The 24,884-nt window shown below is 61.3% G+C and carries 22 protein-coding genes; 14 read left to right on the top strand and 8 right to left on the bottom strand.

The features are described 5' to 3' along the window. Positions 1–10 precede the first annotated feature (10 nt). The 3 genes from QF118_RS19105 to QF118_RS19095 form a co-directional block, all read right to left on the bottom strand. Positions 11–1,534 carry a tripartite tricarboxylate transporter permease gene (locus QF118_RS19105; RefSeq protein WP_282302603.1) on the bottom strand — a complete coding sequence of 508 codons (1,524 nt, stop codon included), beginning with the start codon at positions 1,532–1,534 and terminating at the stop codon, positions 11–13. Next, positions 1,534–2,109, bottom strand: coding sequence for a tripartite tricarboxylate transporter TctB family protein (locus QF118_RS19100; RefSeq protein WP_282302602.1), 576 nt, complete (start codon positions 2,107–2,109; stop codon positions 1,534–1,536). Before QF118_RS19100 ends, QF118_RS19105 begins: the two co-directional genes overlap by 1 nt. A gap of 141 nt (positions 2,110–2,250) precedes the next feature. After that, positions 2,251–3,249: a Bug family tripartite tricarboxylate transporter substrate binding protein gene (locus tag QF118_RS19095; RefSeq protein ID WP_282302601.1), complete on the bottom strand. Its 999-nt coding sequence runs from the start codon at positions 3,247–3,249 to the stop codon at positions 2,251–2,253. Positions 3,250–3,413: 164 nt separating this feature from the next. Here QF118_RS19095 and QF118_RS19090 point away from each other — a divergent pair, with 164 nt between their 5' ends. The 3 genes from QF118_RS19090 to bhcC all read left to right on the top strand — a co-directional run bounded on the left by QF118_RS19090 (position 3,414) and on the right by bhcC (position 6,390). Further along, entirely contained in the window at positions 3,414–4,097 is a 684-nt protein-coding gene (locus QF118_RS19090; RefSeq protein ID WP_282302600.1) for a TetR/AcrR family transcriptional regulator, read from the top strand. Between the two features lie 205 nt (positions 4,098–4,302). Continuing rightward, the gene (locus tag QF118_RS19085) at positions 4,303–5,142 is read left to right on the top strand and encodes a bifunctional allantoicase/(S)-ureidoglycine aminohydrolase (RefSeq protein WP_282302599.1); all 840 of its coding nucleotides are present in this window, start codon (positions 4,303–4,305) and stop codon (positions 5,140–5,142) included. Between the two features lie 84 nt (positions 5,143–5,226). Further along, positions 5,227–6,390 carry a 3-hydroxy-D-aspartate aldolase BhcC gene (bhcC, locus tag QF118_RS19080; RefSeq protein ID WP_282302598.1) on the top strand — a complete coding sequence of 388 codons (1,164 nt, stop codon included), beginning with the start codon at positions 5,227–5,229 and terminating at the stop codon, positions 6,388–6,390. 16 nt (positions 6,391–6,406) lie between these two features. On the opposite strand, the gene QF118_RS19075 is transcribed toward bhcC, so the two are convergent. Further along, the gene (locus QF118_RS19075; protein WP_282302597.1) at positions 6,407–6,892 is read right to left on the bottom strand and encodes an ureidoglycolate lyase; all 486 of its coding nucleotides are present in this window, start codon (positions 6,890–6,892) and stop codon (positions 6,407–6,409) included. Further along, positions 6,889–8,301 (bottom strand): allantoinase PuuE, encoded by a 1,413-nt coding sequence (gene puuE, locus QF118_RS19070; protein WP_282302596.1) that lies wholly within the window; start codon positions 8,299–8,301, stop codon positions 6,889–6,891. The genes QF118_RS19075 and puuE overlap by 4 nt, the downstream gene beginning before the upstream one ends. Before the next feature lie 148 nt (positions 8,302–8,449). Between puuE and uraH the strand changes: the two genes are divergently transcribed. Continuing rightward, a complete protein-coding gene (uraH, locus tag QF118_RS19065) occupies positions 8,450–8,806 on the top strand; it encodes a hydroxyisourate hydrolase (protein WP_282302595.1) in 357 nt (118 codons plus the stop codon). 11 nt (positions 8,807–8,817) lie between these two features. Here the strand turns inward: uraH and QF118_RS19060 are convergent, their stop codons facing one another. Next, a complete protein-coding gene (locus QF118_RS19060) occupies positions 8,818–9,726 on the bottom strand; it encodes a LysR family transcriptional regulator (RefSeq protein ID WP_282302594.1) in 909 nt (302 codons plus the stop codon). Positions 9,727–9,826: 100 nt separating this feature from the next. Here QF118_RS19060 and QF118_RS19055 point away from each other — a divergent pair, with 100 nt between their 5' ends. The 4 genes from QF118_RS19055 to repC all read left to right on the top strand — a co-directional run bounded on the left by QF118_RS19055 (position 9,827) and on the right by repC (position 14,821). Next, positions 9,827–11,068 carry a urate hydroxylase PuuD gene (locus QF118_RS19055; RefSeq protein ID WP_282302593.1) on the top strand — a complete coding sequence of 414 codons (1,242 nt, stop codon included), beginning with the start codon at positions 9,827–9,829 and terminating at the stop codon, positions 11,066–11,068. A 251-nt stretch (positions 11,069–11,319) separates the two neighbouring features. Next, positions 11,320–12,519 (top strand): plasmid partitioning protein RepA, encoded by a 1,200-nt coding sequence (repA, locus tag QF118_RS19050; RefSeq protein WP_282302592.1) that lies wholly within the window; start codon positions 11,320–11,322, stop codon positions 12,517–12,519. After that, positions 12,504–13,505 carry a plasmid partitioning protein RepB gene (repB, locus tag QF118_RS19045; protein WP_282302591.1) on the top strand — a complete coding sequence of 334 codons (1,002 nt, stop codon included), beginning with the start codon at positions 12,504–12,506 and terminating at the stop codon, positions 13,503–13,505. The genes repA and repB overlap by 16 nt, the downstream gene beginning before the upstream one ends. A 299-nt stretch (positions 13,506–13,804) precedes the next feature. Continuing rightward, on the top strand, positions 13,805–14,821 hold the full coding sequence (repC, locus tag QF118_RS19040; protein ID WP_282302590.1) for a plasmid replication protein RepC: 1,017 nt from the start codon (positions 13,805–13,807) through the stop codon (positions 14,819–14,821). Positions 14,822–14,870: 49 nt separating this feature from the next. On the opposite strand, the gene QF118_RS19035 is transcribed toward repC, so the two are convergent. Together QF118_RS19035 and QF118_RS19030 are read right to left on the bottom strand one after the other, a co-directional pair. Then, positions 14,871–16,235 carry an MATE family efflux transporter gene (locus QF118_RS19035; RefSeq protein ID WP_282302589.1) on the bottom strand — a complete coding sequence of 455 codons (1,365 nt, stop codon included), beginning with the start codon at positions 16,233–16,235 and terminating at the stop codon, positions 14,871–14,873. 126 nt (positions 16,236–16,361) lie between these two features. Continuing rightward, complete coding sequence (locus QF118_RS19030) at positions 16,362–17,051, bottom strand: GntR family transcriptional regulator (protein WP_282302588.1); 690 nt, start codon at positions 17,049–17,051, stop codon at positions 16,362–16,364. A gap of 423 nt (positions 17,052–17,474) precedes the next feature. Between QF118_RS19030 and QF118_RS19025 the strand changes: the two genes are divergently transcribed. From QF118_RS19025 to QF118_RS19000, 6 genes are all read left to right on the top strand, one after another. Further along, entirely contained in the window at positions 17,475–18,578 is a 1,104-nt protein-coding gene (locus QF118_RS19025; protein WP_282302587.1) for an ABC transporter ATP-binding protein, read from the top strand. After that, on the top strand, positions 18,575–19,570 hold the full coding sequence (locus tag QF118_RS19020; RefSeq protein WP_394357105.1) for an ABC transporter permease: 996 nt from the start codon (positions 18,575–18,577) through the stop codon (positions 19,568–19,570). The genes QF118_RS19025 and QF118_RS19020 overlap by 4 nt, the downstream gene beginning before the upstream one ends. Positions 19,571–19,582: 12 nt before the next feature. Further along, positions 19,583–20,464 carry a carbohydrate ABC transporter permease gene (locus tag QF118_RS19015; RefSeq protein ID WP_282302586.1) on the top strand — a complete coding sequence of 294 codons (882 nt, stop codon included), beginning with the start codon at positions 19,583–19,585 and terminating at the stop codon, positions 20,462–20,464. A gap of 29 nt (positions 20,465–20,493) precedes the next feature. After that, complete coding sequence (locus QF118_RS19010) at positions 20,494–22,062, top strand: extracellular solute-binding protein (RefSeq protein ID WP_282302585.1); 1,569 nt, start codon at positions 20,494–20,496, stop codon at positions 22,060–22,062. An 88-nt stretch (positions 22,063–22,150) separates the two neighbouring features. After that, positions 22,151–24,472, top strand: a complete 2,322-nt coding sequence (locus QF118_RS19005; protein WP_282302584.1) for a heparinase II/III domain-containing protein — start codon at positions 22,151–22,153, stop codon at positions 24,470–24,472. Positions 24,473–24,539: 67 nt separating this feature from the next. Beyond that, positions 24,540–24,872: a cupin domain-containing protein gene (locus QF118_RS19000; protein ID WP_282302583.1), complete on the top strand. Its 333-nt coding sequence runs from the start codon at positions 24,540–24,542 to the stop codon at positions 24,870–24,872. Positions 24,873–24,884: the final 12 nt, after the last annotated feature.

The following is a 24,884-nucleotide window of genomic DNA, read 5'->3' as shown; positions in this document are numbered from 1 at the left end:
CGGGGCGCGGTCATCCCTGCGGTTCATCCTGTGACGGCTTTGCGAACAGGCGCGCCTTGAGCGCTGTCCAGATCGGGGTCTGGCTGACAAAGATCAGGATAACGGCGCTGAACAGAGACAGCGACAGGGGGCTGGACAGGATGCCTTCGAAGAATCGGCCCAGATCCTCGCGCTCGGAGATGATTGCGCGGCGCCAGTTGTCATCCAGCAGGCGCGACAGGATCACGCCAAGGATGACCGGCCCCAGCGGATAGCCGTAGTGGCGCATGAAATACCCAAAGACGCCAAAGCCCAGCATCCAGTAGACATCGGTGATCGCGTTGTTCACCGCATAGGCGCCGACAATCGACAACAGCAGGATCAGCGGAATGATGATCGCCCGGGGCATCGCGACGATGCGGGTAAAGATCCTGATCCCCGTCAGCCCGAAGACCAGCATGAAGACATTGGCCGTCATCAGCGCACCGACGATGAACCAGAACATGTCCGGCTGATCGATCATCAACATCGGGCCGGGGTTCAGCCCGTGGATGAACAGCGCGCCAATCATGATCGCGGTCACCGCATCGCCGGGAATGCCCAGCGTCATCATCGGGATGAAGGCCCCGCCAACGGCGGCGTTGTTGGCGGTTTCCGGGGCGACCAGCCCCTCCATCGCGCCCTTGCCAAAGGGCACCTTTGGCGATTTGGTCACGCGCTTGGCGTGGTCATAGGCCATCAGCGCCGCGATGTCGCCGCCGGTGCCGGGCAGGGCACCGATGATGACACCGATCCCCGAGGTCTGAAGCGACAGCGGCAGGTATTTCCGGATCGTGCCGAACGAAGGAACGATCCTGTCGATCTTTTGGCGAACCGCCTTCATGTTGACGTTCTGCAATTGCAGCAAGGCCTCGGACACGCCGAACATGCCGATCATCACCGCGATGAAGGAAATCCCGCCTTCCATGATTTGCAGGTCAAAGGTGAAACGCTCGGTAAAGGTCAGTGGATCGCGGCCCACGGCGCCGATGGCAATGCCCAAAGCCCCGGCAAAGATGCCCTTGACCAACGATCCGCTGGACAAGGACCCCACCAGCAAGATGCCCAGCACCGCCAGCAGCATGTAGTCGCGCGGCTGGAACGTCAGGGCAAAGTCGGAAACGAAGGGCGCGGCGACGGCCAGAACCAGGATGCCGACCAAGCCGCCGAAAAACGACATGACCGTGGTGACGCCGATGGCCTGGCCTGCCTCGCCGCGCTGCGCCATGGGATAGCCGTCCATGGCCGTGGCAATGGCCGAGGGCGCGCCGGGGATGTTCAGCAGGATCGCCGTGCGCGAGCCGCCATAGACGCCGCCCATGTAGATGCCGACCATCAGCGAAATCGCTGGGTAGACATCCCAGGAAAAGGTGAACGAAATCAGGATCGACACAGCCATGGTGACGGACAGGCCGGGAATGGCCCCGATGTAGATCCCGGCAAAGGTGCCCAGACCCACCAAAAGCAGAAGTTGCGGCTGGGCAAAGATCGTCAGGATCGCAAGGATCGTCTCCATCACGAGGCCCCCCCGGACAGCAGCGTGCGGAACAGCTGTATGAATTCAGCCTCGGGGACGATCCCGGCCGGCAGAAGCACGGTAAAGACGACGCGAAAGACGATCCAGATCACCACAAGCGACCCCAGCGCGACGCACAGGGTATAGCCCCAGCCCCGGCGCGCCAGAAGTTTGATCGCGACGATCAGGAACAGGGCGGCAGTCGGCACAAAACCAAGCGGTTTCAAGGCCAGTCCAAAAAGGATCAGAAACCCGATGAACACCACGACCATTACCGGCAGGATATCCTTTGCCAAGGTTTCGGTCATGACCTTTGGCAGGCGCGCGGTGCGCAGGGCAATGATCAGCGCCGAAACCACCATGACCAATGTCGTCGCCATGGGAACAGAGCCGGGGGCCGACAGGGCCTGAAACCCTGAAATCCCATAGGCGCTGTACAGCAGGAACAGGCTGGCAAGGGCGAGGAAAACGGCAAAGGCCAGTTCACCGGGGCGACGCTGGTCGCCATAGCCACCGGGCGTTGCATCGGACGTGCCGTCGTGGTGGTCGCTGTCGCCTCTGAAATCCGGGTCCATGGTGCTGCTCTCCCTCGCTCGTGTGATTGCGGTCCCCTGCCTGGAACGCAAAGCGCCGCCCGACGTCTTGCGGCGCGGGCGGCGCCTGTGGTTGACGGGCCGAAGTGGCCCGTCCTCCGATGCTGTCGGTGCCGCGGTGCGTTACGGGCGCGCGATGCCGAACTCTTCGGGCGACGCCTTGGTCAGACCGGCGTCCTGCAACAGCCATGCGGTGCCTTGCTGCCACTTGGACAGGAACTCGACCGCCTCGGCGCCGCCAATCCCCATCATGGTAAAGCCACGATCATCCATCAGCTTGACGAAATCGGGGTTCTTCGCGCCTTCGGCGAAGGCGGCGCTTAGCTTGGCCACCACGTCATCGGGCGTGCCATTGGGGGCAAAGACACCAAAGAACGGACCCCAGGGCAGGTAGGTGTTGTAGCCTTCGTTATAGGCGGTCACCAGCGGCACATCGGGCAGCTTTTCATTCTGTTCCACGTCAAAGATGGCGATCGGTTTCATGGATCCGGCCCGGATGCCTTCGATGGCGGCGCCCAGAACGGCCGGCATGACATCGACAGCGCCGCCCTGAAGCGCGGTCAGCGCCGGGCCATCCCCGTCATAGGGAACTGCGATCACGTCCAGCTCACCTTCGACGGTGTTCATCATCGCTGTGATGACCGAGGGCAGGCCGCCGGGGCCGGTCGCGCCAAAGCGCAGCTCGCCGGGGTTCTTGGCGATATAGTCCAGCATGCCGGGGTAATCATCAAAGGGCGCGTCGTTGTTGGCCACCAGCATCGGGGTGCCGCGGGCCAGCAGGGTGATCGGGATGAAATCGGCGTAATCCTTGTCGCCAAGGCCCATGACCTTGTACAGCATCGGGTTTTCCGCGCCCATCAGCAGGGTATAGCCATCGGCGTCTGACCCTGCGACATGGTTCAGCGCTATCGCGCCGACCGCGCCGGTCATGTTCTGCATGACGATGGTGCCGCCCAGGGCGGCCTCGGCATGGGGTGTGACAGAGCGCATGACGGTATCGGTCGACCCGCCGGCCCCCCATTGAATGATGCCCTGAATTTCCTTGGTGGGATAGTCCTGGGCCGCTGCAACACTGGCGCCAAGCCCGAACGCAACCAGTGCGCCAATCAATTTCCGAGACATCTCTGTCCTCCCTCGATGTTTGTCTGGACCCCGATTCGCTCCTCGGCTCCGGGGCCATGGGATGGTTTATGTACCTGTGGGTTAATTTGTCAAATAAAATGTACCCACAGGTTAACTATGTGGTATCCAAAATGCATTATCGACAGGAATCACGGGGTAGCGACATGGATGGCACCACGGAAGGGGCGGCAACTCAACGAAAAACATCCTGGAAAAAGGACCCCGAGGCAGTCAAGGCGAACATCCTGACCGTCGCCACCGAGGAATTCGCCGCCTTTGGCCTGTCGGGCGCGAACATCAACGAAATCGCCAGGAAAACCGCGACTTCGAAACGGATGATTTATTACTACTTTGGCGACAAGGAAGGGCTGTATTGCGCGGTTCTGGAAGGCGTCTATGCCACGCTGCGCCGCAACGAAGACCTGTTGGATGTTCAGGGGCTGGACCCGGTAAATGCTCTGCGCCGCCTGATCGGCGCCACCTTCGAGGCGCATATGAACGCGCCGCATTTCGTCCGTCTGGTGATGATCGAAAACATCCACAACGCCCAGTATCTGCGCAAATCCGACATCGTTCCGAAACTGAACCGATCCATCATCGAAAACCTCGAAGACGTGTGCAGGCGGGGCAAATCGGCAGGGCTGTTCCGAGCGGGCACCGACCCGCTGGAGCTGCACTGGCTGATCAGTTCCTTCAGCTTTTACAACGTGTCGAACCGGCATACGTTCTCGACGTCCTTTGGCAAGACGCTTTATACCAAGGCGCGGCAGGCGCAGTTGAAGGAACGGATGACCGACATGGTTCTTGCCGCCGCCGTGATCGGACACGAGCCGAAATCATGGGATTGATCGGCAGGGTCGCATTAATCCGGTAATTTGTGTTATGTTATATAAAAGCGCAACAGAGGCCGGACGCCACATTTCCCCAGAAACCGCGAAGATCCTGATCGCATTATCAAAATCTTCGGAAAACTGCTGTCACCTCTTTGCGTCTGGTCTGCCCCCGGGCCGCGTCGCATAGTCAGACCAAATCCCCTTGCCTGCAGGAGCATCCATGAGCACCAAGTATTACGCCCCCCACGGCGGGCACCCGGGCCAGGACCAGCTGTTGACGGACCGCGCCGTGTTCACGGATGCCTATGCGGTGATCCCGAAGGGCACCATGCGCGACATCGTCACCAGCTTTTTGCCGTTCTGGGACGAAACCCGCCTTTGGGTGATCTCGCGCCCGCTCAGCGGCTTTGCCGAGACGTTTTCCCAATACATCATGGAGGTCCGCCCCGGCGGCGGGTCCGACCGCCCCGAAACCGACCCCGAGGCCGAAGGCGTGCTGTTCGTCGTCGAAGGCACCGCCACGTTGCAGGTGGCTGGCCAGACCCATGCCTTGACCCCCGGCGGCTATGCCTATCTTCCCGCCGGAGCCAAATGGACCCTGCGCAACCACGGTCAGGACACCCTGCGGTTTCACTGGATCCGCAAGGCCTATGAGGCGGTCGAGGGGCTGGACGCGCCCGACGTGCTGATCCTGAACGAAAACGACATTGCACCGACGCAGATGCCCGGCACCGATGGCAAATGGGCCACCACGCGCTTTGTCGATCCGTCCGACCTGCGCCACGACATGCATGTGACGGTCGTCACCTTTGAACCCGGCGCGGTCATTCCCTTTCTGGAAACCCATGTCATGGAGCATGGCCTGTACGTGCTGGAAGGCAAGGCAGTCTATCGGCTGAACAACGACTGGGTCGAGGTCGAGGCCGGGGATTACATGTGGCTGCGCGCCTTTTGCCCGCAGGCCTGCTATGCCGGTGGCCCCGGCAAGTTCCGCTATCTGCTTTACAAGGACGTCAACCGCCACATGCCGCTGCGGCTGGGGGGCGCTGGCCGGCGCTGATGCCTGCGCGGCGCGATTTACACCGCATCCGAACAGGCTATCTTGAACGCGGTTGGCGAGCCTTTCCGTGACAGGAGCAGCAAGATGGACACCCCGATGGATCTGGACGCCTTTGAAGTGGGTTTCGACATTCCGGCCAAGCCCGGCATGGATGCGGCCGATATCCAGACCCCTTGCCTGATCCTTGACCTCGATGCGCTTGAACGCAACATCCGCAAGATGGGCGACTTTGCCGCCGCGCATGGCATGCGCCACCGGGTGCACGGCAAGATGCACAAATCCGTGGACGTGGCGCGGCTGCAGCAGCGGCTGGGCGGGGCCTGTGGCGTCTGCTGTCAAAAGGTTTCCGAGGCCGAAGTCTTTGCCCGCGGCGGCATCACGGACGTGCTGGTGTCAAACCAGGTGCGCGACCCGGTCAAGATCGACCGCTTGGCGCGCCTGCCGAAACTGGGCGCGCGCACCAGCGTTTGCGTCGATGACATCGCCAACGTGGCCGAACTGTCCGCCGCCGCCGTGCGACACGGCACGAACATCGAATGCCTTGTGGAAATCGACTGCGGCGCGGGGCGCTGCGGCGTGACCACCGCGCAAGAGGCAGTGCAGATCGCCAAGGCCATCGTCGCCGCCCCCGGGCTGACCTTTGGCGGCCTGCAGGCCTATCAAGGGTCCGCGCAGCACCTTGACCGCTACGAAGAACGCAAGGCTAAGCTGGTTATCGTCATCGCCATGGTCCGCGATGTTCTGGACGCGCTGGCGGCCAGTGCCCTCCCCTGCCCGCTGGTGACGGGCGGTGGCACCGGGACCTATCCCTTGGAAACCGCGTCGGGCCTGTACAACGAACTGCAGTGCGGGTCCTACGCCTTCATGGATGCCGACTATGGCCGCATTCTGGACCAGGACGGCCAGCGGATCGACCAAGGCACATGGGAAAATGCGCTGTTCGTCCTGACCAGCGTCATGTCGCATACCAAACCGGACATCGCGATCGTCGATGCGGGGCTCAAGGCGCAGTCGGTGGATTCGGGCCTGCCGGTGGTCTTTGGCCGCGATGACGTCACCTATGTGAAATGCTCGGACGAACATGGCGAGCTGAGCGACCCCGGCGGCCGCCTGAAGATCAACGAAAAACTGAGGGTGATCCCCGGCCACTGCGACCCCACCGTGAACCTGCATGACTGGTTCGTGGGCGTGCGCGGTGGCAAGGTCGAAACCCTGTGGCCGGTTTCGGCACGCGGACGCGGTTATTGACCCCCCTGCCCCGCCGTCATGGCCCGATCAGGATTGCGTCCTTGAACCAGTGTTCCTGAAGGTTGGGGCCGTCACCGATCCGGTCGACGACCGCGAACAGGCCGGGCTGCGAAAGCGGGGTCAGCACCCCATGCCAGACCCCGCGATGATAATTCACCCCCTGCCCCGGTGCTGTGCGAAAGGCCAGCGGCAGACCCGGCACGCCGCCCTGATCCGGGGCCACCACCACCAGGAACGGCTCTTGGCTGAGCGGCAGGAAAGCCTGGCTGCCATCGGGATGGCGTTCGACCATGTCCAGTTTCAGCGGCAGATCGCGCGGGATCGCCTTGAACAGGCTGATCCCGGCGCGCCCGTCGGAAAAATCCAGCTTTGCGCGGTCGTGGTAGCGCCCGCACATGCCCTGATTGATCAGCTTGTCGGGATCGCCCGCAACGTCAAGGACATCGCCAAAGGGCGCAAAGGCCTGCGCCGTCAGCGGCTGGATCGCGATCATCCGGGTCATCGGGCAAATTTTTCCTGCAGGCGCAGCTCGGCGATGCGTTCGACCTGGCGGCAGGCCTCGGCAAACTCGGCCTCGCGGCTGTTGTCGATGCGGCGCTTGAACGCCTCCATGATCGACGCCTTGGTGTTGTCGCGCACGGCGATGATAAAGGGGAAACCGAACCGCGTCGTGTAGGCGGTGTTCAGCGCGGTGAATTCGGCGCGTTCGTCATCGGTCAGCATGTCCAGCCCTGCCCCCGCCTGTTCCGCCGTGCTTTCGCGGGTCAGGCGCCCGGCGGCGGCCAGTTTGCCGGCCAGATCGGGGTGCGCGGTCAACACGCCAAGGCGCTGTTCTTCGCTGGCGCTGCGAAAGATCCGCGACAGCAGGCTGTGGACCCCGGCGGCGGAATCATGGGTCGGCCCGAATTCCAGGTCAAAACCGGCTTCGGCGATCCACGGGCTATGCTCGAAAATACCGCCGTATTCGGCCACAAAGCTTGCCTTGTCCATCTGCGACGGCCTGATCCGCTGCACCGGCGGATGTTCCCGCGCCCAATGGTCGGCGATCTGTTCGCGGGTCGCGAACCAGACGCCGTCATGGGCCTTGAAATGGTCCAGCGCACGCTGAAAGGCGGCGGCGCGCCCGGGACGCCCGACCAGGCGGCAGTGCAACCCGATCGACAGGATTTTTGGCGCGCCCTGCTCCCCTTCGGCATAGAGCATGTCAAAGCTGTCTTTCAGGTAGCTTTCGAACTGATCGCCGTTGGTATAGCCCGCCTGGATCGCAAAGCGCATGTCGTTGCAGTCCATCGTGTAGGGAACGATCAGCTGATCCTTGTCCCCTGCCCTGACCCAATACGGCAGATCGTCGGCGTAGCTGTCGGCGATATAGGCAAGATCGCCCTCGGCGGCGGCCAGGTCGACCGTGTTCATCGAACAACGCCCCGTGTACCAGCCGCGTGGCGGGCTGCCGACCACTTCGGTATGCAGGCGGATCGCCTCGCGGATCTGGGCACGCTCTTCCTCGGCGGGCATGTCCTTGTGTTCGACCCACTTCAACCCGTGGCTGGCGATTTCCCAGCCCGCCGCCTTCATCGCGGCGACCTGTTCAGGGGCGCGGGCCAACGCCGTGGCCACGCCGTAGACGGTGATCGGAAGATCCCTGAGCTGGCGGTGGACACGCCAGAACCCGGCGCGGCTGCCGTATTCATAGATCGATTCCATGTTCCAGTGCCGCTGCCCCGGCCAGGGCGCCGCACCGGTGATTTCCGACAGAAAGGCTTCGGAAGCGGCATCGCCATGCAAGACGTTGTTTTCGCCGCCTTCTTCGTAGTTCAGCACGATCTGCACGGCGATCTTTGCGCCGTTCGGCCAGTTGGCGGCGGGCGGCACCGCACCATGGCCTGTCATGTCTCGCGGATAGCGTTTCACTTGACTTCCTTTCAGGTTGACCCCTGCATATGCCAGAAAATCCCGGACGTTTTTCAAAAAAAACGGATAGGAGCATTCTGTCGGTCGGGTTTTGCCTTTCACGGCGCATCCGGCCTAGACATAGCGAAACGGATCGGAGACTCGCAACATGACTGGTTACCTGACGACCCACGTTCTGGACACCGCGCGCGGATGTCCCGCGCCGGGCATCCGTATCGCGCTGTACCGGGTGACCGGCAATTCCCACAAGAAAATCGCCGAGACCGTGACCAACGCCGATGGCCGCACCGATGCCCCGATCCTGCCGGCCGACGCGTTCAGGACCGGCACCTATGAACTGGTCTTTTTTGCCGGGGACTACCTGCGTGACACCGGTCAGGCCCAGGGCGACACGCTGTTCCTGGACCAGATCCCGATCCGGTTCGGCATGTCAGACCCGCAGGCGCATTACCACGTGCCCCTGCTGCTTTCGCCCTACGGGATGAGCACCTATCGCGGCAGCTGAGCCGGGCGCCGTCATTGCCCCCGCACCTGCCCGGCAATCCGTTCGATCATGAATTCCATGAACAATCGGGTCTTGGGGTCCTGGCGGCGGCGGTGGGTGAACAGGCAGGCCATCTGGATCGGCTCGGGCGGGGTTTGCACCGCCACAGGCACCAATGCGCCGCTTGCCAGGTGTTCGGCGATCTCGAACACCGGTTTCATCGCCACCCCCTGCCCCGCCAGCGCCCAGTCGGTCAGAACGTCGCCATCGTCGCATTCATAGCGCCCCGCAACGCGAAACCGTTTTGGCCCGGCAGCGGTGGACAGCCGCCACTGGAATTCGGTCGCACCGGGAAACCGCAGGCTGAGGCATTCGTGCCCCTGAGACACCAATTCGTCCCCATTGGCGGGCATTCCCCGCCGCGCGACATACTCTGGCGCGGCGCAAAGCACCCGGTCCACATCCGCGATCTTGCGAATGCGCAGGTTGCTGTCCTCGGGTTGGCCCAGGAAAAACGCCAGATCCAGCCCTTCGGTCGTCAGATCGACTTTTCTGTCGGTCAGGCGCAGGCGCACGCTGACCTCGGGGTATGCCTTGAGGAAATCCGGCACCTGCGGCGCGATCAATCGCCGCCCAACCCCCAGCGGCGCCGCAACATACAGCGATCCGCGCAGGTTTTCGGTGATGTTGACGATCTGCGCCTCGGCGGTTTCGACCGCCTCGAGGATATCCGTCGCGCCGCGATAAAAGGATTGCCCTTGCTCGGTCGGCGTCAGGCTGCGGGTCGTCCTTTGGAACAGGCGAACGCCCAGGTGTTCCTCCAACTGCGAAATCCGCGACGAAGTCACCGCCGGAGAAATGCGCAAATCACGTCCTGCAGCGGACATGCTGCCCAATTCATAGACACGGACAAAGGTGCGCACGTTGTCGAGATAGGACATTGTTCCGAATTTTTTGATGCTGCTTGGCTTTTTGGCGCAATACCAGAATAAACTGGTCTCGCCTAGTGTGGCGCGACATTCGAACGTTGGGAGAAAATCCGTGTATGATCTGGCAATTCTATGGGACTGGATCGCATTTTCGGTGCGCTGGCTTCATGTGGTCACCGCGATGGCCTGGATCGGTGCGTCCTTCTACTTTATCGCGCTGGACCTGATGTTGCGCCCCGGCCCGGACCTGCCCCAAGGCGCCCAAGGCGAAGAATGGGAGGTCCACGGCGGCGGATTCTATCACACGGTCAAATACATGGTCGCCCCGGCGCACCTGCCCGAACATCTGACCTGGCACAAATGGCAAAGCTACACCACCTGGCTGACAGGTGCGGCGCTATTGATGATCATCTACTGGGTCGGAGGAGAGCTGTTCCTGCTGGACCCGACCAAGGCGGACCTGACCCTGTGGCAGGGCATCGTGATTTCCGGCGGCTCGCTGACGGTGGGATGGCTGGCCTATGATGCGCTGTGCAAATCCAAGCTGGGCGAAAGCCCGACGGTGCTGATGCTGATCCTGTTCTCGATCCTCGTGGTGATGTCCTGGGGCTACAACCAGATCTTTACCGGCCGCGCCGCGCTTTTGCATCTGGGTGCCTTTACCGCGACCATCATGACGGCAAACGTGTTCTTTCAGATCATGCCCAACCAGCGCATCGTGGTGAACGATCTGAAGGCCGGGCGTACCCCCGACGCGAAATACGGCAAGATCGCCAAGCTGCGGTCGACCCACAACAACTATCTGACGCTTCCGGTCGTCTTCCTGATGCTGTCGACCCATTATCCGCTGGCCTTCGCGACGCAATACAGCTGGATCATCGCCAGCCTGGTCTTTCTGACCGGCGTCACCATCCGCCACTACTTCAACACCATGCACAAGACCGGCAAGGGGCCGCACTGGACCTGGGCCGTGACCGTCCTGTTGATGGTCGTGATCGCCTGGCTGTCGACCGTCCGCACCGGCGACACCTGGGAGGAGGCCGAAGCCCGCCCCCTCACCCCCTATGAACAGAAATACATTCAGGTCGCCGGCTTTGCCGAGGCATATGACACCGTGGTCGGCAACTGTTCGATGTGCCACGCGCGCGAGCCGGTCTGGGGCAACCTGCAATGGGCGCCCAAGGGCGTTTACCTGGAAACCCCCGGCGATGTGGCGCGGCACGCCGGGCAGATCTATCTGCAGGCCGGGCTGAGCCACGCCATGCCCCCACCCAGCGCAATCCAGATGGATGACGAGTCGCGCAACATCATTGTCGCCTGGGTCCGAGAGGCCCGTGGCGCACAGCAGCCTTGATCGCAGGGATAGGAAAACTGCTGCCTCGCACTCAGCGAGCGCCTGGAAAACCCTTTTATATCCATGCTTTGCCGTTGAAATCCGGCAGTTTTCCACAGGCCTCTGTGGAAAACCCTCACACAAGATATAGAAAACTGTTGCCGGAATCGGACAATCGTGGCATTTCACGTTCTGACGGCTAAACGCGTCATTACGCCTGAACGCCGTCAGAACCGACAAGAGCCCATAAGGGCCGGTAGAGGCGGCATGACATGAATGACCTGACGGAACGGGCAGTGCAAGGTGTGGGATCAGACCACATCGGAGCCTTTGCCGACAACCTTGCCAGTTCGCTGGACAAGCAGATGAAGATCTCGATGCAGCCCGATCTGCGCAAAAGCCTGCGCCGGTTCGGGTCTGGCGAGGTGGCGGAGATCCTGCGGGTCAGCCCGTCGAACCTGCGCAACCGGCACAAGGACGGCAGCTTTCCCGAGGTCTATACCGACGCCCGCGGCCACCGTTTTTACAGCGCCGAGGAAATCGACACTCTGCGCGGCATCCTGGGGCGCACCGGCAAGAACAGCGATGCCTATCGCCCCGGACGCGGCGACGGCGACAAGCTTCAGGTCATTTCCGTGGTCAATTTCAAGGGCGGCTCGTCCAAGACGACGGCCACCATCCACCTGGCGCAGCGCTATGCCCTGCGCGGGTATCGGGTGCTGGTGCTGGACCTTGATCCGCAGGCCAGCCTGACCACCTTTTTCGGGTTCCGCCCCGAACTGGAATTCGCCGAAAGCGGCACGATCTATGACGCGCTGCGCTACGAGGATCAGCTGCCGCTGTCGGCGGTGATCCAGAAAACCTATTTCCACAACCTCGACATGGTGCCCGCGGGTCTGTTGCTGTCGGAATACGAAACCGAAACCGCCAACGCCCTGGCCAACCGTCTGCAACCGATCTTTGCCGAACGGCTGTCCATCGCGCTGGAAGAGGTCGAAGGCGATTATGACATCGTGCTTCTGGATTGCCCGCCGCAGCTGGGCTTTCTGACGCTGACGGCCTTGTCCGCCTCGACCGGGTTGCTGGTCACGGTGGTGCCCGGCATGCTCGACATCGCCTCGATGAGCCAGTTTCTCAAGCTGGCCTCGGAAACCATCAAGGCCGTCGAAGAGGCGATCGGGCGCCGTGTCACCTGGGATTTCGTCAAGTTCCTGATCACGCGCTACGAACCCTCGGACGGGCCTCAAACCCAGATGGCGGGCTATCTGCGGTCGATCCTTGTGAACCAGGTCCTGACCGAACCGATGCTGAAATCCACCGCGATCAGCGATGCCGGCATGACCCAGCAGACGGTTTACGAGGTAGACCCGACGCAATTCGTCCGCAAGACACTGGATCGTGCGCTGACCAGCACCAACAGCGTCGCTGACGAGTTGGAAATCATCCTGCAACGTGCATGGGGGCGGAACTGATGGCCCGCAAGATTTTTAATCAACCCCCAGTTGATGAAACCAAAGACGAAGCCCCCTCCCCTGCCCTGCCGAAACGCGGATTGGCGACGGGATCGGTGGGCGGTTTGCGTGACAGTCTGCGCGAGATCACGGCCAATTCCATCCGCGACATCGACCCGGACAAGATCGACCAGGACGGCGTGCGTGACCGTCTGAGCCTGGACGACGACGAGCTGGAGGCGCTGGCCGAAAGCATTCGCAGGCATGGTCAGCAAGTGCCCATCCTGGTGCGCCCTTCGGGTCAGCCGGAACGCTATCGCATCATTTACGGCCGCCGCCGTCTGGCCGCGATCCGGCGCATTGGCGGCACCGTCAAGGCGATTGTCCGCACCTTGGATGACGAAGCGTCGCTGATCGCCCAAGGCCAGGAAAACAATCTGCGGCTTGATCCGTCCTTTATCGAAAAGGCTCTGTTCCTGCGCGAAATGGAGGCTGCGGGCTATAAACCGCAGGTGATTCAGGATGCCCTTGGCCTGACCCGGCAGGGCCTTTCGAACCACCGTGTCGTCCTGAACAAGCTGCCCGATGCGCTGATCCGGCTGATTGGCCCCGCGCACGGTGTCGGTCGCCGTCAGTGGACCGAACTGGCCGGCCATGCCGACGCGGTTGACCTGGTCGAAACCGTTCGGGGCGCCCTGCCCCACGACGCTGATCCAATGCCCGGCGCGATGCGGTTTCAGACTGCGCTGAACGCGGTCAAGGCGGCCGCCAAACGTGCGCTTGCAGATGCGCAGGGCCAATCCCCCGTCCACCGCGGTGGACAGCGCCCGCTGAAAACACGCGACGGCGAAGAGATTGGAACCGTGGCCCGCGACAGCAAAAGCCTGTCGGTGCGGGTATCACTCAAGACCCATCCGGAATTCGGCCAATGGCTTGACGAGAATGCCGACGATGTCGTGCAGGAATTGTTGGCCCGTTGGCAGAATGAAACGCGGCAAGACGGGTAACCAAGGCCGCAAAAAGAAACACGAGCAAACCAAAGGAGCACCAAGGACCCCCAAACGAAAAGAGCCCCCCAAAGTTTCCCCTGGAGAGCCCTCATCATTCGATTAGCACTCATGATGTAGCAATCTCCTCAAATCCGGTCAAGCACTACCGATTCGGTAGGCAGGCTTTTTGCATCCTTTTTTCTGCACTCTGCTGAAGAAGGGGCTGGGAAACTGCGACCTCATGGGTGTCCCGTGACAGGCAAATGACATTCAGGCAGGCAATCGTGCCGGGTGCATACCCGGCAAACAAAGAAGTTGTGTCCAACGACACAGCTGACAGCTGGACGATCTTTCGCGCGATCCGCGAGGCCCGCAGCGCCCTAGGGCTGAGTTCGGGGCATGTGCAGACGCTTCAGGCCATGCTGAGCTTTCTCAAGCCCGGCAAGGGACAGGTCGTCTTTGCTTCGAACATCGAACTGTGTCGCCGGGCCGGGTTCATCGACGAACGTACCCTGCGCCGCCATATCCAACGGCTAGCCGCGCTTGGTATCCTGATCCGGCAGGACAGCCCCAACCGCAAACGCTATCGCGTGTCGGCCCCGGATGGGGACAGCGAAAGCTATGGTCTGTCCCTGTCCCCTTTGTTCAAACAGGCGAAACGCTTTCTGGACCTTGCCGACGCCGTCGAAACCGAACGGCGTCAGTGCCGGTTCCTGCGCAAAAAGGTGCTTGCCCGGCTTGCCGTGATCGAGGTCACTGGCGAGCCGACCGAAGCCACGCTGGCCATTCGCAAGAACCTGCGCCGCAAGCTGGGGTCGGATGATTACCGCGTTCTGCTTGCCTCGCTTCCTGACGAACAGCGTGCAAAAGACCAACATGAAACCACCCCGTCCACCGCGGTGGACACAAAGGAATCACAGGTTTTGTCCGCCAATGACGGGCAGAATGTCCGGCACCATTCTAAGTCAAAAAAAGAAAGATTGGATTCAGACGGCGCATCCACAAAACCGAACGATCACTTGGCCAAAGTTTTGGACCATTGCGATGAAGCGCAGACATACACCCAAGAGCCCGTGAAAACCTGGACAGACCTGACCAGACATGCGCGGTTCATTGCGCCGATGATGGGCATCGACATCGCCACCTACGAACGCGCCAATCAACATTTGGGCGAACAACGGGTTTCGGTCACTGTGTTTATCCTGATGCAGCTGCAAAGAAAAATCCGCAATCTGCCGGCCTATTTCCACAGCATCACACTGGGCAAACGCGCTGACAGTTTTGACCCGATAAAGGTATTGGACCGACTGGGGGCAGGGCAGGGGGTCGCGTAATGGCGCTCATGTCCACCGCGGTGGACAAATGCCTCGCCTAACCGCGATTTCAATGGTCGACCGAGGCCCGTTTCCAATCGCCCTTGTTCAGACGCATGTGGAACGGAAGGTATTTCACCAACTCCTCGGCCAAGAGAAGCGCAAAGACCCAAGTCACGGAAAGATCCAGCACAAGGACCATCAACGCCGTTGCAGGAACCCTGAACAGCCATTGCGACCACACAAAGATGTGCATCACATAAACCGTCTCTCCGCCGGCGCGCAGTGTATTGCCGCAAATCGCGTTCGATCCCTTGGGGAAGGGCAGCACCAACAGGATCGGCAGAAAGCTGAGAAGCGTCGCTTGGGTTTCGGCGTGCAGCTCGGAATACAGCCAGGGCGTCGACAGGCAAATGAACGCATAGACCATCGCCACCAAGGCCGCGGCAACAAAAGACACACGCCGCGTGTCGGACAGGAAAGCATCCAGCACGTCTTCGCTGGTGCGACGGCCCAGCAGCTGAGCGACGAAAATTCCTGTCGCCTGCGCCCAGCACATGCCCACCGTGCCCGCCACCTGAACCCAAGGGTTGATGATGGTCATCGCGGCAAACTGGTTGACCGGCAGCGTGGCATAGATCAGGCCGCAAACGCTCATCGACAGGGTGGCGCTGGCAAAGGTCGCGGCGATGGGAAGGGAAAAGGTCAGGTGACGACGCAGGGTTGCGGCAAAGCTGCCATTGCGCCAGCCGGGGACACGCAGCAAAGCGGCGTGCCGAGACAGAAGGACAACGCCCAGAAACCCGACCTGCAGCACAGAGGCAAGGGCGCTGCCAAGCGCGGCACCGACAACACCCAGTTGCGGCGCGCCGAACAGTCCGTGGATCAAAACGACGCTGGCGCAGATGTTGATCGGAACCGCAAAAACATAGCTGAGCGCCGGCATCCGGGTTTCGCCGCAACCGTTGAAAAAGCTGGTCAGGCAATGGCCGACGGATTCCGCAACAACGACGATGGCAAAGACCGACAGATAGCGCCTTGCTTCGGCGGCGATCCAGGCGTCATGGGCCAGCCCGTCGATGATGGTGCCGGCCGCCAGACCCAGCAGCGCAAGACCGGCAAGAACCACGGTGACGTTGATCGTCAGCCCCGACAGCAAGGCGGATTTCAGGAACACCTCGTCGCCCGATCCAAAGGCCTGGGCGATACGGATCTGGGTGGCGTTGGAAAAGGCCACGATCAGACCCAGAAGCAAACCGGCAATGGAGGCCGACAGCCCAAGCACGGCAACCGACGTTTCCCCCAGCGCCGAGACAAGATAGGCGTCGATCACCACGATGCCATGAAGCATGATTGCCTTCAGGGTCAGCGGCCAGGCAAGGTTGAAGACGGCCTTGATATCGGGGCGCTGAGCGCTGGCGGAACTGTCGGTCATGCTGGATCCGGGGTGCGCAGGACGTCGGGCCATCGGCGGCAAAGCCTGCTGCTTAGCCCCAAAGGCGTGTCTGCGTCGAGATGAAACAAGGAACGTAAAATCAGTGCGCCCAAGGGCGGCGGGTCGTCAGGGTTGGCTGGGCTCAAAGTAATGGGCGTTCGTGACTTCGATCGCTTCGATCGTCGCGTCCAGCCGGGACAGGTGCTCCATGCCAAGTTTGACCGCGCGCTCTTCGTCGCCGGCGATGATCGCGTCGGCGATGGCTTCGTGGTCTTTCAAAAGCTGCGGCATGCGGTCTTCCTTGGCCAGGCCCAGCATGCACAGCCGATCGACCTTGGCCTTCTCGGCCGAGATGACCTCGAAGGCAAAACCGACACCGGCGATCTCGCACAGGGTCTGGTGGAATTCGTAATCCAGCAGGCCGAACTTTTGATAATCACCCTTGGCGATGGCGGTGCTTTGGCGTTTCAGGCAGGCGTCCAGCAGCTTGGCCTCGGCACGGTCGCAATTGCGGGCGGCCCGGCGCAGGACCTCGGATTCCACGGCCGCCCGGACAAAGCGTGATTTTTCGATCTCGCGCGACGAGAAACGCTTTACCTCGGTGGCGCGCTGCGGCCGGATCATCAAAAGATCGAGGTTGGCCAGACGGGTAAAGGCATCACGCACGGGCTGGCGCGACACGCCGAACTGGGCGGCAATCTCGGCCTCGGAAATTCTGTCACCGGGGCGCAGGCGCAGCGAATTGATCTCGTCCAGGAGATGCTCGAAGATCTCGTCAACCGTCGTCTTGCGGTCGCTTGTCATGGTCTGTTGCATCCGTCGGTTTCCTTCTGCGTCGGCGGTGTATAGTCACGTTTTCCCTGAACGCCAATTCCCGACCTTGGAAATAATGCGTCCCAAGACTGTTGAATGCCCGCTTTGGTCGCCGCATCAGCCCGAGGCCCGGCAGGTCCGGGCATGACGATCGGCGCCTTGGACGGGAAACCAATGCCGCAGTGAACTGTGACGTGCCGAAAGGGCGCAGCGACAGCCCCAGTCATGATGCCTGGATCGGCATCTTGCAGTTGCATTCGTTTCGCGAGTCTTAACTTCCGACTAGTATTCCAGTTTTCTGACTAGTATACCAGTAAAAAGTTTTCGACGAATCGCCCGAAAGGGCAGGGGCCCCAAATTGGCCCGTGCCCGATGCGCCAGACGGAAACTGCGTGACGGACGTTGGAACCCACGGGAGGAGAGGGCATGTCAGGAGTTCGATTGGAGGGCATCGTCAAGGCCTATGGCGCCGTTCAGGTTGTCCATGGCATCGACCTTGAGGTGCAAGAGAAGGAATTCGTCGTGCTGGTCGGGCCTTCTGGCTGCGGCAAATCCACGACCCTGCGCATGATTGCCGGGCTCGAGGAAATCAGCGACGGCGATCTGACGATTGACGGGCGCAACGTGAACCGCGTCGCGCCGAAAGACCGTGATGTGGCGATGGTGTTCCAGAACTACGCGCTGTACCCGCACCTGAATGTCGCCGACAACATCGCCTTTGGCCTGCGGATCCGCAAGGAAAGCAAGGAACATATCGCCGAGTCGGTCGAAGAGGTCGGCAACATCCTTGGCCTGACGCCCTACCTGGAGCGCCGTCCTGCCGATCTGTCGGGTGGTCAGCGCCAGCGGGTCGCCATGGGCCGCGCCATCGTGCGCCGCCCCAAGGTGTTCCTGTTCGACGAACCGCTATCCAACCTTGACGCCAAGCTGCGCACCCAGATGCGCGCCGAAATCAAGCGCCTGCACAAACGTCTGGGCGCGACCAGCATCTACGTGACCCACGACCAGGTCGAGGCGATGACCCTGGCTGACCGCATCGTCGTCATGCATGACGGTCGGATCGAACAGATCGGCACTCCGATGGAGCTGTTCCTGAACCCCGCCAACACCTTTGTCGCCAGCTTCCTCGGCTCGCCGCCGATGAACATGGTCAAGGCCACGATCGTGGCTGGCGACACTGGCCCCGTCGGTGAATTCGGCGGTCAGCGCATTCCGCTGCAGCAGCTGCCATCGTTGCAGAACGCTGTCGGCACGCAGGTCACGCTGGGCATCCGCCCCGAATTCGTAAGCGTCGCCGACCAGGGCGCCGCGGGCCGCGTCGATATCGACGTCGATCTGGTGGAAACACTGGGGTCCGAGGCGCTTATCCACGCCAACCTTTTGGGCGAACCCTTTGTCATCCGCACCGACACGGTCGGTCAGATGGATATTCTTGACGGGATTTCCGGGTTCACCATCGCACCGCATCTGGTTCGCGTCTTTGACTCCGAGACCGGCCAGGCGCTGCCCGGGCAGGTGCTGGAACAATGAGCAGCGATCCCAACTTCACCGGTCCCAAGACCGAAGAACTGGTCTTTGATGCATCCGAGGCGCTGCGCCGCCGCAAGCCGGGCCGCGTTCAGCGGATCGGAGACCACCTGAAACGCGAATGGCAGCTGTATGCCATGCTGATCCCGACCATCCTTTGGTTGCTGGTCTTCCTTTACAAGCCGATGTACGGGCTTCAGATCGCCTTCAAGGATTACTCGATCTTCCGCGGCGTCGCGAACAGCCCCTGGATCGGTTTCGAGCATTTCCAGACCCTGTTCGGCAACGACCAGTTCCTGCGGGCGCTCAAGAACACCATCATCATCAGTTTCTATGGCCTGATATTCGGCTTTCCCATGCCGATCCTGCTGGCCCTGATGTTCAACGAGATCCTCGCCCAGACCTTCAAGAAGACGGCGCAGACGATCGTCTATCTGCCGCACTTCATCAGCTCGGTCATCATTGCCGGTATCGTCATCACCGCCTTCAGCCCAAGTGCGGGCATCGTGAACACGGTTCTTGGCTGGCTCGGGATCGATTCCATCTACTTCCTGACCAAACCTGAATGGTTCCGCCCGATCTTTGTCGGCACCGGGATCTGGCAAGAGGCAGGGTTCCAGTCGATCGTCTACCTGGCGGCCATCGCCGGTGTGTCGCCGACGCTGTATGAATCTGCGGTCGTCGACGGCGCCAGCCGCTGGCAGATGATGTGGAAGATCACCATCCCGTCGATCCTGCCGACGATCATCATCATGCTGATCATCCGCATCGGCAACATGCTCGAAGTCAGCTTTGAAATGATCATCCTGCTGTATCAGCCGGCGACCTACGAAACCGCCGACGTGGTGAACACCTTCATCTATCGTCAGGGTATCCAGGGCGGCCAGTACGATCTTGCCGCAGCTGCGGGCCTGTTCAACGCGGTGGTGGCCTTTGTCCTGGTGATGACTGCCAACACGATCAGCAAGCGCTATTCGCGCACGTCGCTTTGGTAAGGGGGGAAGACCATGACCAACATGAATCTCTATTCACGCGGCGACAAACTCTTCGTCATCGTCAACATGGTGCTGATCGCCCTTTTCACGATCTCGACGCTGTATCCCTTCATCTACATCGCTTCGCTGTCGATGAGCACCGGCTTCGAAGCCCGCGCCGGGAACGTCATCCTGACGCCGGTGGGCTTCACGCTCGAGGCGTACAAGCAGGTGCTGTCAGAGCCGCAGTTCTGGACGTCCTACGCCAACACCTTCATCTACACCATCGGCGGGACGCTGATGAGCCTCGCGTTCATCATTCCGGGCGCCTACGCCCTGTCGCGTCCGCAGCTGTACGGTCGGCGGTTCTGGAACCTGACGGTGGCCTTCACCATGTGGTTCAACGCGGGTCTCATCCCGTTCTTCCTGAACATGCGAGACCTGGGCCTGCTGGACAGCTATTTCGGCATCATCATCGGGTTTGCGGTCAACGGCTTCAACATCATCCTGTTGCGCAACTTCTTCGAAGGCATTCCGCAGTCCTTCGAGGAAGCGGCCCGGATGGACGGCGCCAATGAATTCCAGGTGCTCTGGAAGGTCTACATGCCGCTGTCGAAACCGGCCATCGCAACGGTCGCACTGTTCTGCATCGTGTCGCGCTGGAACGGCTTTTTCTGGGCCATGGTGCTGCTGCAGGACGAAGACAAGATCCCGCTGCAGGTCTACCTGCGCAAGGTCATCGCCGAGCTGTCCGATGACGAGGAATTCGCCACATCACTGCTGACCGCCGCCTATTCGTTCGAGACGGTCAGCGCCGCCATCATCGTCTGTTCGATCATCCCGATCCTGCTGATCTATCCCTTCCTGCAAAAGTACTTCTCGAAGGGGATCTTGCTGGGCGGTGTTAAGGAATGAACTCAAGAAATCGCAAAAGGGAGGACACCATGCGAACTTTCAAACTGGCATCTCTTGCCATCCTCGGCACGACGGCCCTGACGGCCCCGGTCTTTGCCGAAAGCCATCTGCCGATCGTTGACGAGCCGCTGGAACTGACGATCCACATGCACTGGCCGCGCGCCCAGGGTTACGGCCCCGGCGGCGACACCGGCACGCTGTATCCGGTCGAAGAGGTCACCCGCGAAAAGACCAACGTCTATCTTGTGGACAAGACCTCGGGTCGCAACACCAAGGACAACAACGAGGCGATGAACCTGCTGATCGCCACCGGTGACCTGCCCGACATCGTGGGCGGCAACCGCATCCAGCAGCCGGTCAACCAGTACGGCCCCGAAGGCGCCTTTGTCCCCCTGAACGAACTGGTGGACGAGCACGCGCCCAACATCAAGAAGTTCTGGGACGAACATCCCGGCCTGAAAGAGGCCATCTCGGCCTATGACGGCAACTATTACTACATTCCGTATCTGCCCGACGGCAAATATGGCCGGGCGTGGTTCATCCGTCAGGACTGGCTGGACAAGCTGGGCCTCGAGCAGCCCGACAACGTTGACGAGCTGTACGAAGTCATGGTGGCCTTCCGCGACCAGGACCCCAACGGCAACGGTCAAAAGGACGAAGTGCCCTATTTCGCCCGCGACTGGGAAGAAGTGCTGCGCCTGATGACGCTGTGGGATGCCCGCACCTCGGGGTCGGACACCTACCACGACTTCTATGTCACGCCCGAAGGCAAGATCGCGCATCCCTATGCGCAAGACGCCTATCGTGACGCCATGGCCAACCTGGCCCAGTGGTACAAGGAAGGCCTGATCGACTCCGAAGTCTTTACCCGCGGCTCCTCGGCGCGTGACTTCCTGCTGGGTGAAAACCTGGGCGGCGTGACCCATGACTGGTTCGCTTCGACCTCGGGCTACAACTCGGCGCTGGCGGACAAGATCGAAGGCTTCAACTTCATCCCGTTCCTGCCGCCGAAATCGGCCGGTGGCGTGCGGATGGAAGAGCACCGCCGCATCCCGATCAAGCCCGATGGCTGGGCGATCAGCTATACCAACAAGAACCCTGTCGAAACGATCAAGTATTTCGACTATTTCTTCTCGGAAGAGGGCGCTTTGCTGGCCAACTTCGGGGTCGAAGGCAAGACCTGGAACATGGTCGACGGCGAGCCGATCTTTACCGACGAAGTGTTGAACTCGGACACGCCGGTGAACAGCCAGATGTACCTGGAAGGCGCTCAGATCTATCGCGGTTACCCGCAGGACTACCGCTATGAATGGCAGTGGACCGCAGAAGCGGCACGCAAGGGTATCGAGCTGTACGACAGCGAAGACCTGCTGGTCGACCAGTTCCTGGGCGTCGCCTTCAACAAGGAAGAACAGGAAGTCTATGACAAGTACTGGCCGTCCATCCAGACCTACATGCTGGAGCGTCAGCAGGCCTGGATCCTTGGTTCGGGCGACATCAAGGCCGACTGGGACGCCTACGTCGAGACCCTCAACAAGATGGGCTACGACAAGGTTATCGAGGTCATGAACTCGGCCTACGAACGCCAGTACGGCTGATCCTGCCGAAACGTCTACGTGAACCTTGGTGCGGCCGCCCGGCGGCCGCACCGCACCCCTGATTTCACCCAACAGAAAGACCTGACCGATGCCCGGCGCACCTGCTCTCACGCTTGACGAACCCAAGACCGGCCGCCTGACCATCCAGTATGCACCGGATGCCGCCAGCGAGATCGTCGAGAACCCGCCGCGCTTTACCTGGCTGCCGGTGATCGAGGACGAGGCGCAGTATGTGCTGCGCATTTCGACCGACCCCGAGTTTCCCGCCAAGGACACGCAGGTCTTCTCCGGAATTCCGCTGAACTTTTTCACGCCCGACACGGCCCTTGCCCCGGGCGATTACCACTGGTCCTATGCGGTCTGCGATCCGGCCACCGGCAAGCCCGCCACCAGCTGGAGCAAGACCCGCAGCTTTTCGATCACCGCCGATCTGCCGGAAACGCCGCTGGTGTCGCGCGCGGCGCGCTATTCCAAGGCCACGCTGGAACACCCCCGGCTTTGGCTGACGCCGGACCGTCTGGCCGATTTCCGCAGGGCGGTCGAGGCCGATCCCGACCATTGCACATGGTTCAACTTCTACGAAAAATCCGTTCTGCCCTGGATGGAGCGGGACATCATGAAAGAGCCCGCCGGCTATCCGAACCACCAACGCACCGCGCCGGTCTGGCGCCAGACCTACATCGAGCTGCAGGAGCTGTGGTACGCCATCCGTCACCTTGCCATCGGCGGCCAGGTGACCGGCGATCAGGCCATGCTGGACCGCGCCAAGGAATGGCTTTTGGAGGCCGCCAGCTGGGACCCGATGGGCGTCACCTCGCGGGCTTATACCGACGAATGGGCCTATCGGGTCACCAACGCGCTTGCCTGGGGTTATGACTGGTTGCACGACCAGATGACCGAGGACGAGCGGGCGCGGGTGCGCGCCTCCCTCATGGCGCGGACCCGCGACATCGCCGAACATGCGATCGTCAACGCCAAGATCCACCTGTTCCCCTACGACAGCCATGCGGTGCGCTCGGTGTCTTTGACGCTGGTTCCGGCCTGCATCGCGCTTTTGGGTGAAACCGACGACGATGAGCCGCGCGAATGGCTGGATTACTGCATCGAATTCCTGTTCACCGTCTATTCGCCCTGGGGCGACAGCGACGGCGGCTGGGCCGAGGGCACGAATTACTGGATGATGGGCATGGCCTATCTGATCGACGCGGCCAACCGTTTGAAAAGCTACGCGGGCCTTGATCTATACAAGCGGCCGTTCTTTCAGAACACCGGGGACTTTCCGCTGTTCTGCAAGGCGCCGAACACCCGCCGCGCCACCTTTGGCGATGACAGCACGCAGGGCGATCTGCCCTGCATCAAGACCGGCCTGAACATGCGCCAGTTCGCCGGGGTCACCGGCAACGGTGCCTATCAGTGGTATTGCGACGAAAACCTGGCGTTGAACCCCGGCACCGAAATGGCGTTCTACAACTGGGGTTGGTGGGACACCAATTTTGACGAGCTGACCTTCCGCACCGACTTTCCCTTTGTCGAGGCCACGCCTCCAAAAGGCGGGTTGCGCCACTTCAAGGGCATCGGCTGGGTCGGGGTGCAGCACGCCATGGACGATCCTGATCAGCATATCCAGTTCGTGTTCAAATCCTCGCCCTTCGGGTCGATCAGCCACAGCCACGGCGACCAGAACGCATTCTGCATGGCGGCCTTTGGCGAAGATCTGGCGATCCAGTCCGGGCACTACGTCGCCTTCAACTCGACCATGCACCGCAACTGGCGGCGCCAGACCCGGTCCAAGAACGCCATCCTGATCAACGGCAAGGGCCAGTACGCCGACAAGGACAAGGCCAAGGCGATGGCCGCCACCGGCAAGATCATCACCGCCCAAGAGCGCGACGATCATATCTATATCAAGGGCGACGCCACCCCGGCCTACCGCAGCCTGTCCCCCGAGGTCACGCGGGCCGAGCGCGAGGTCTATTTCGTCCGCAACAGCTATTTCGTCATCGTCGACAGCGTCGATGCGGACACGCCGGTGTCGGTCGATTGGTTGCTGCACGCCAATGCGCCCTATGACCTGGGCAAGACCTCGTTCCGCTACAGCGGCGAAAGGGCAGGGTTCTACGGTCAGGTGATCTGGTCCGAAGCGGGCAAGCCGACGCTGACGCAGGAAACCGGGTTTCCCGATGTCGACCCCTCGGAAATCGAGGGTCTGCCGGTCAGCACCTGCCTGCACGCCCGCTATCCCGAGGCCACCCGCCACCGCATCGCCACCCTGCTGGTGCCCTACAGGCTGAGCGAGCCGAAGCGGATCTTCCACTTCCTCGATGATCAGGGCTATGACGCCGACCTCTACTTTACCGATACGGATGAAAACACATTCCGCGTGGTGATGAAGAAGCTGGCCAACACCTGACCCGACCGCACAACCACCGCTCCGGCGCTGCCGGACGCCGACTGCACAAACGTCATGGAGACATGCGATGACCGTGAAAAACTACTTTCCCGCAGCTGAAAACACGCTGTTTGACGCTGGCGGCGGGCTGACCCGGAAAGTGGCCGCCTACAACGACAACGTCATGTGCGTCGAAGTGCACTTTGAAACGGGGACGGTCGCGGCGCTGCACCATCACCCGCACGAACAGATCACCTATGTCATCTCGGGCAAGTTCGAATTCACCGTCGGCGACAAGACCTATGTCGTGGCCGCCGGGGATTCGCTGTACAAGCAGCCCAACATCGTACACGGCGCCACCTGCCTCGAGGCAGGGACGCTGTTGGATATCTTCACGCCGCACCGCGAAGACTTCCTCTGATCCAACAAACAC

The sequence above is a fragment of the Tropicibacter oceani genome (assembly GCF_029958925.1).
Lineage (GTDB): Bacteria > Pseudomonadota > Alphaproteobacteria > Rhodobacterales > Rhodobacteraceae > Pacificoceanicola > Pacificoceanicola oceani.
This window is presented reverse-complemented; position numbering and strand designations above follow the sequence as displayed.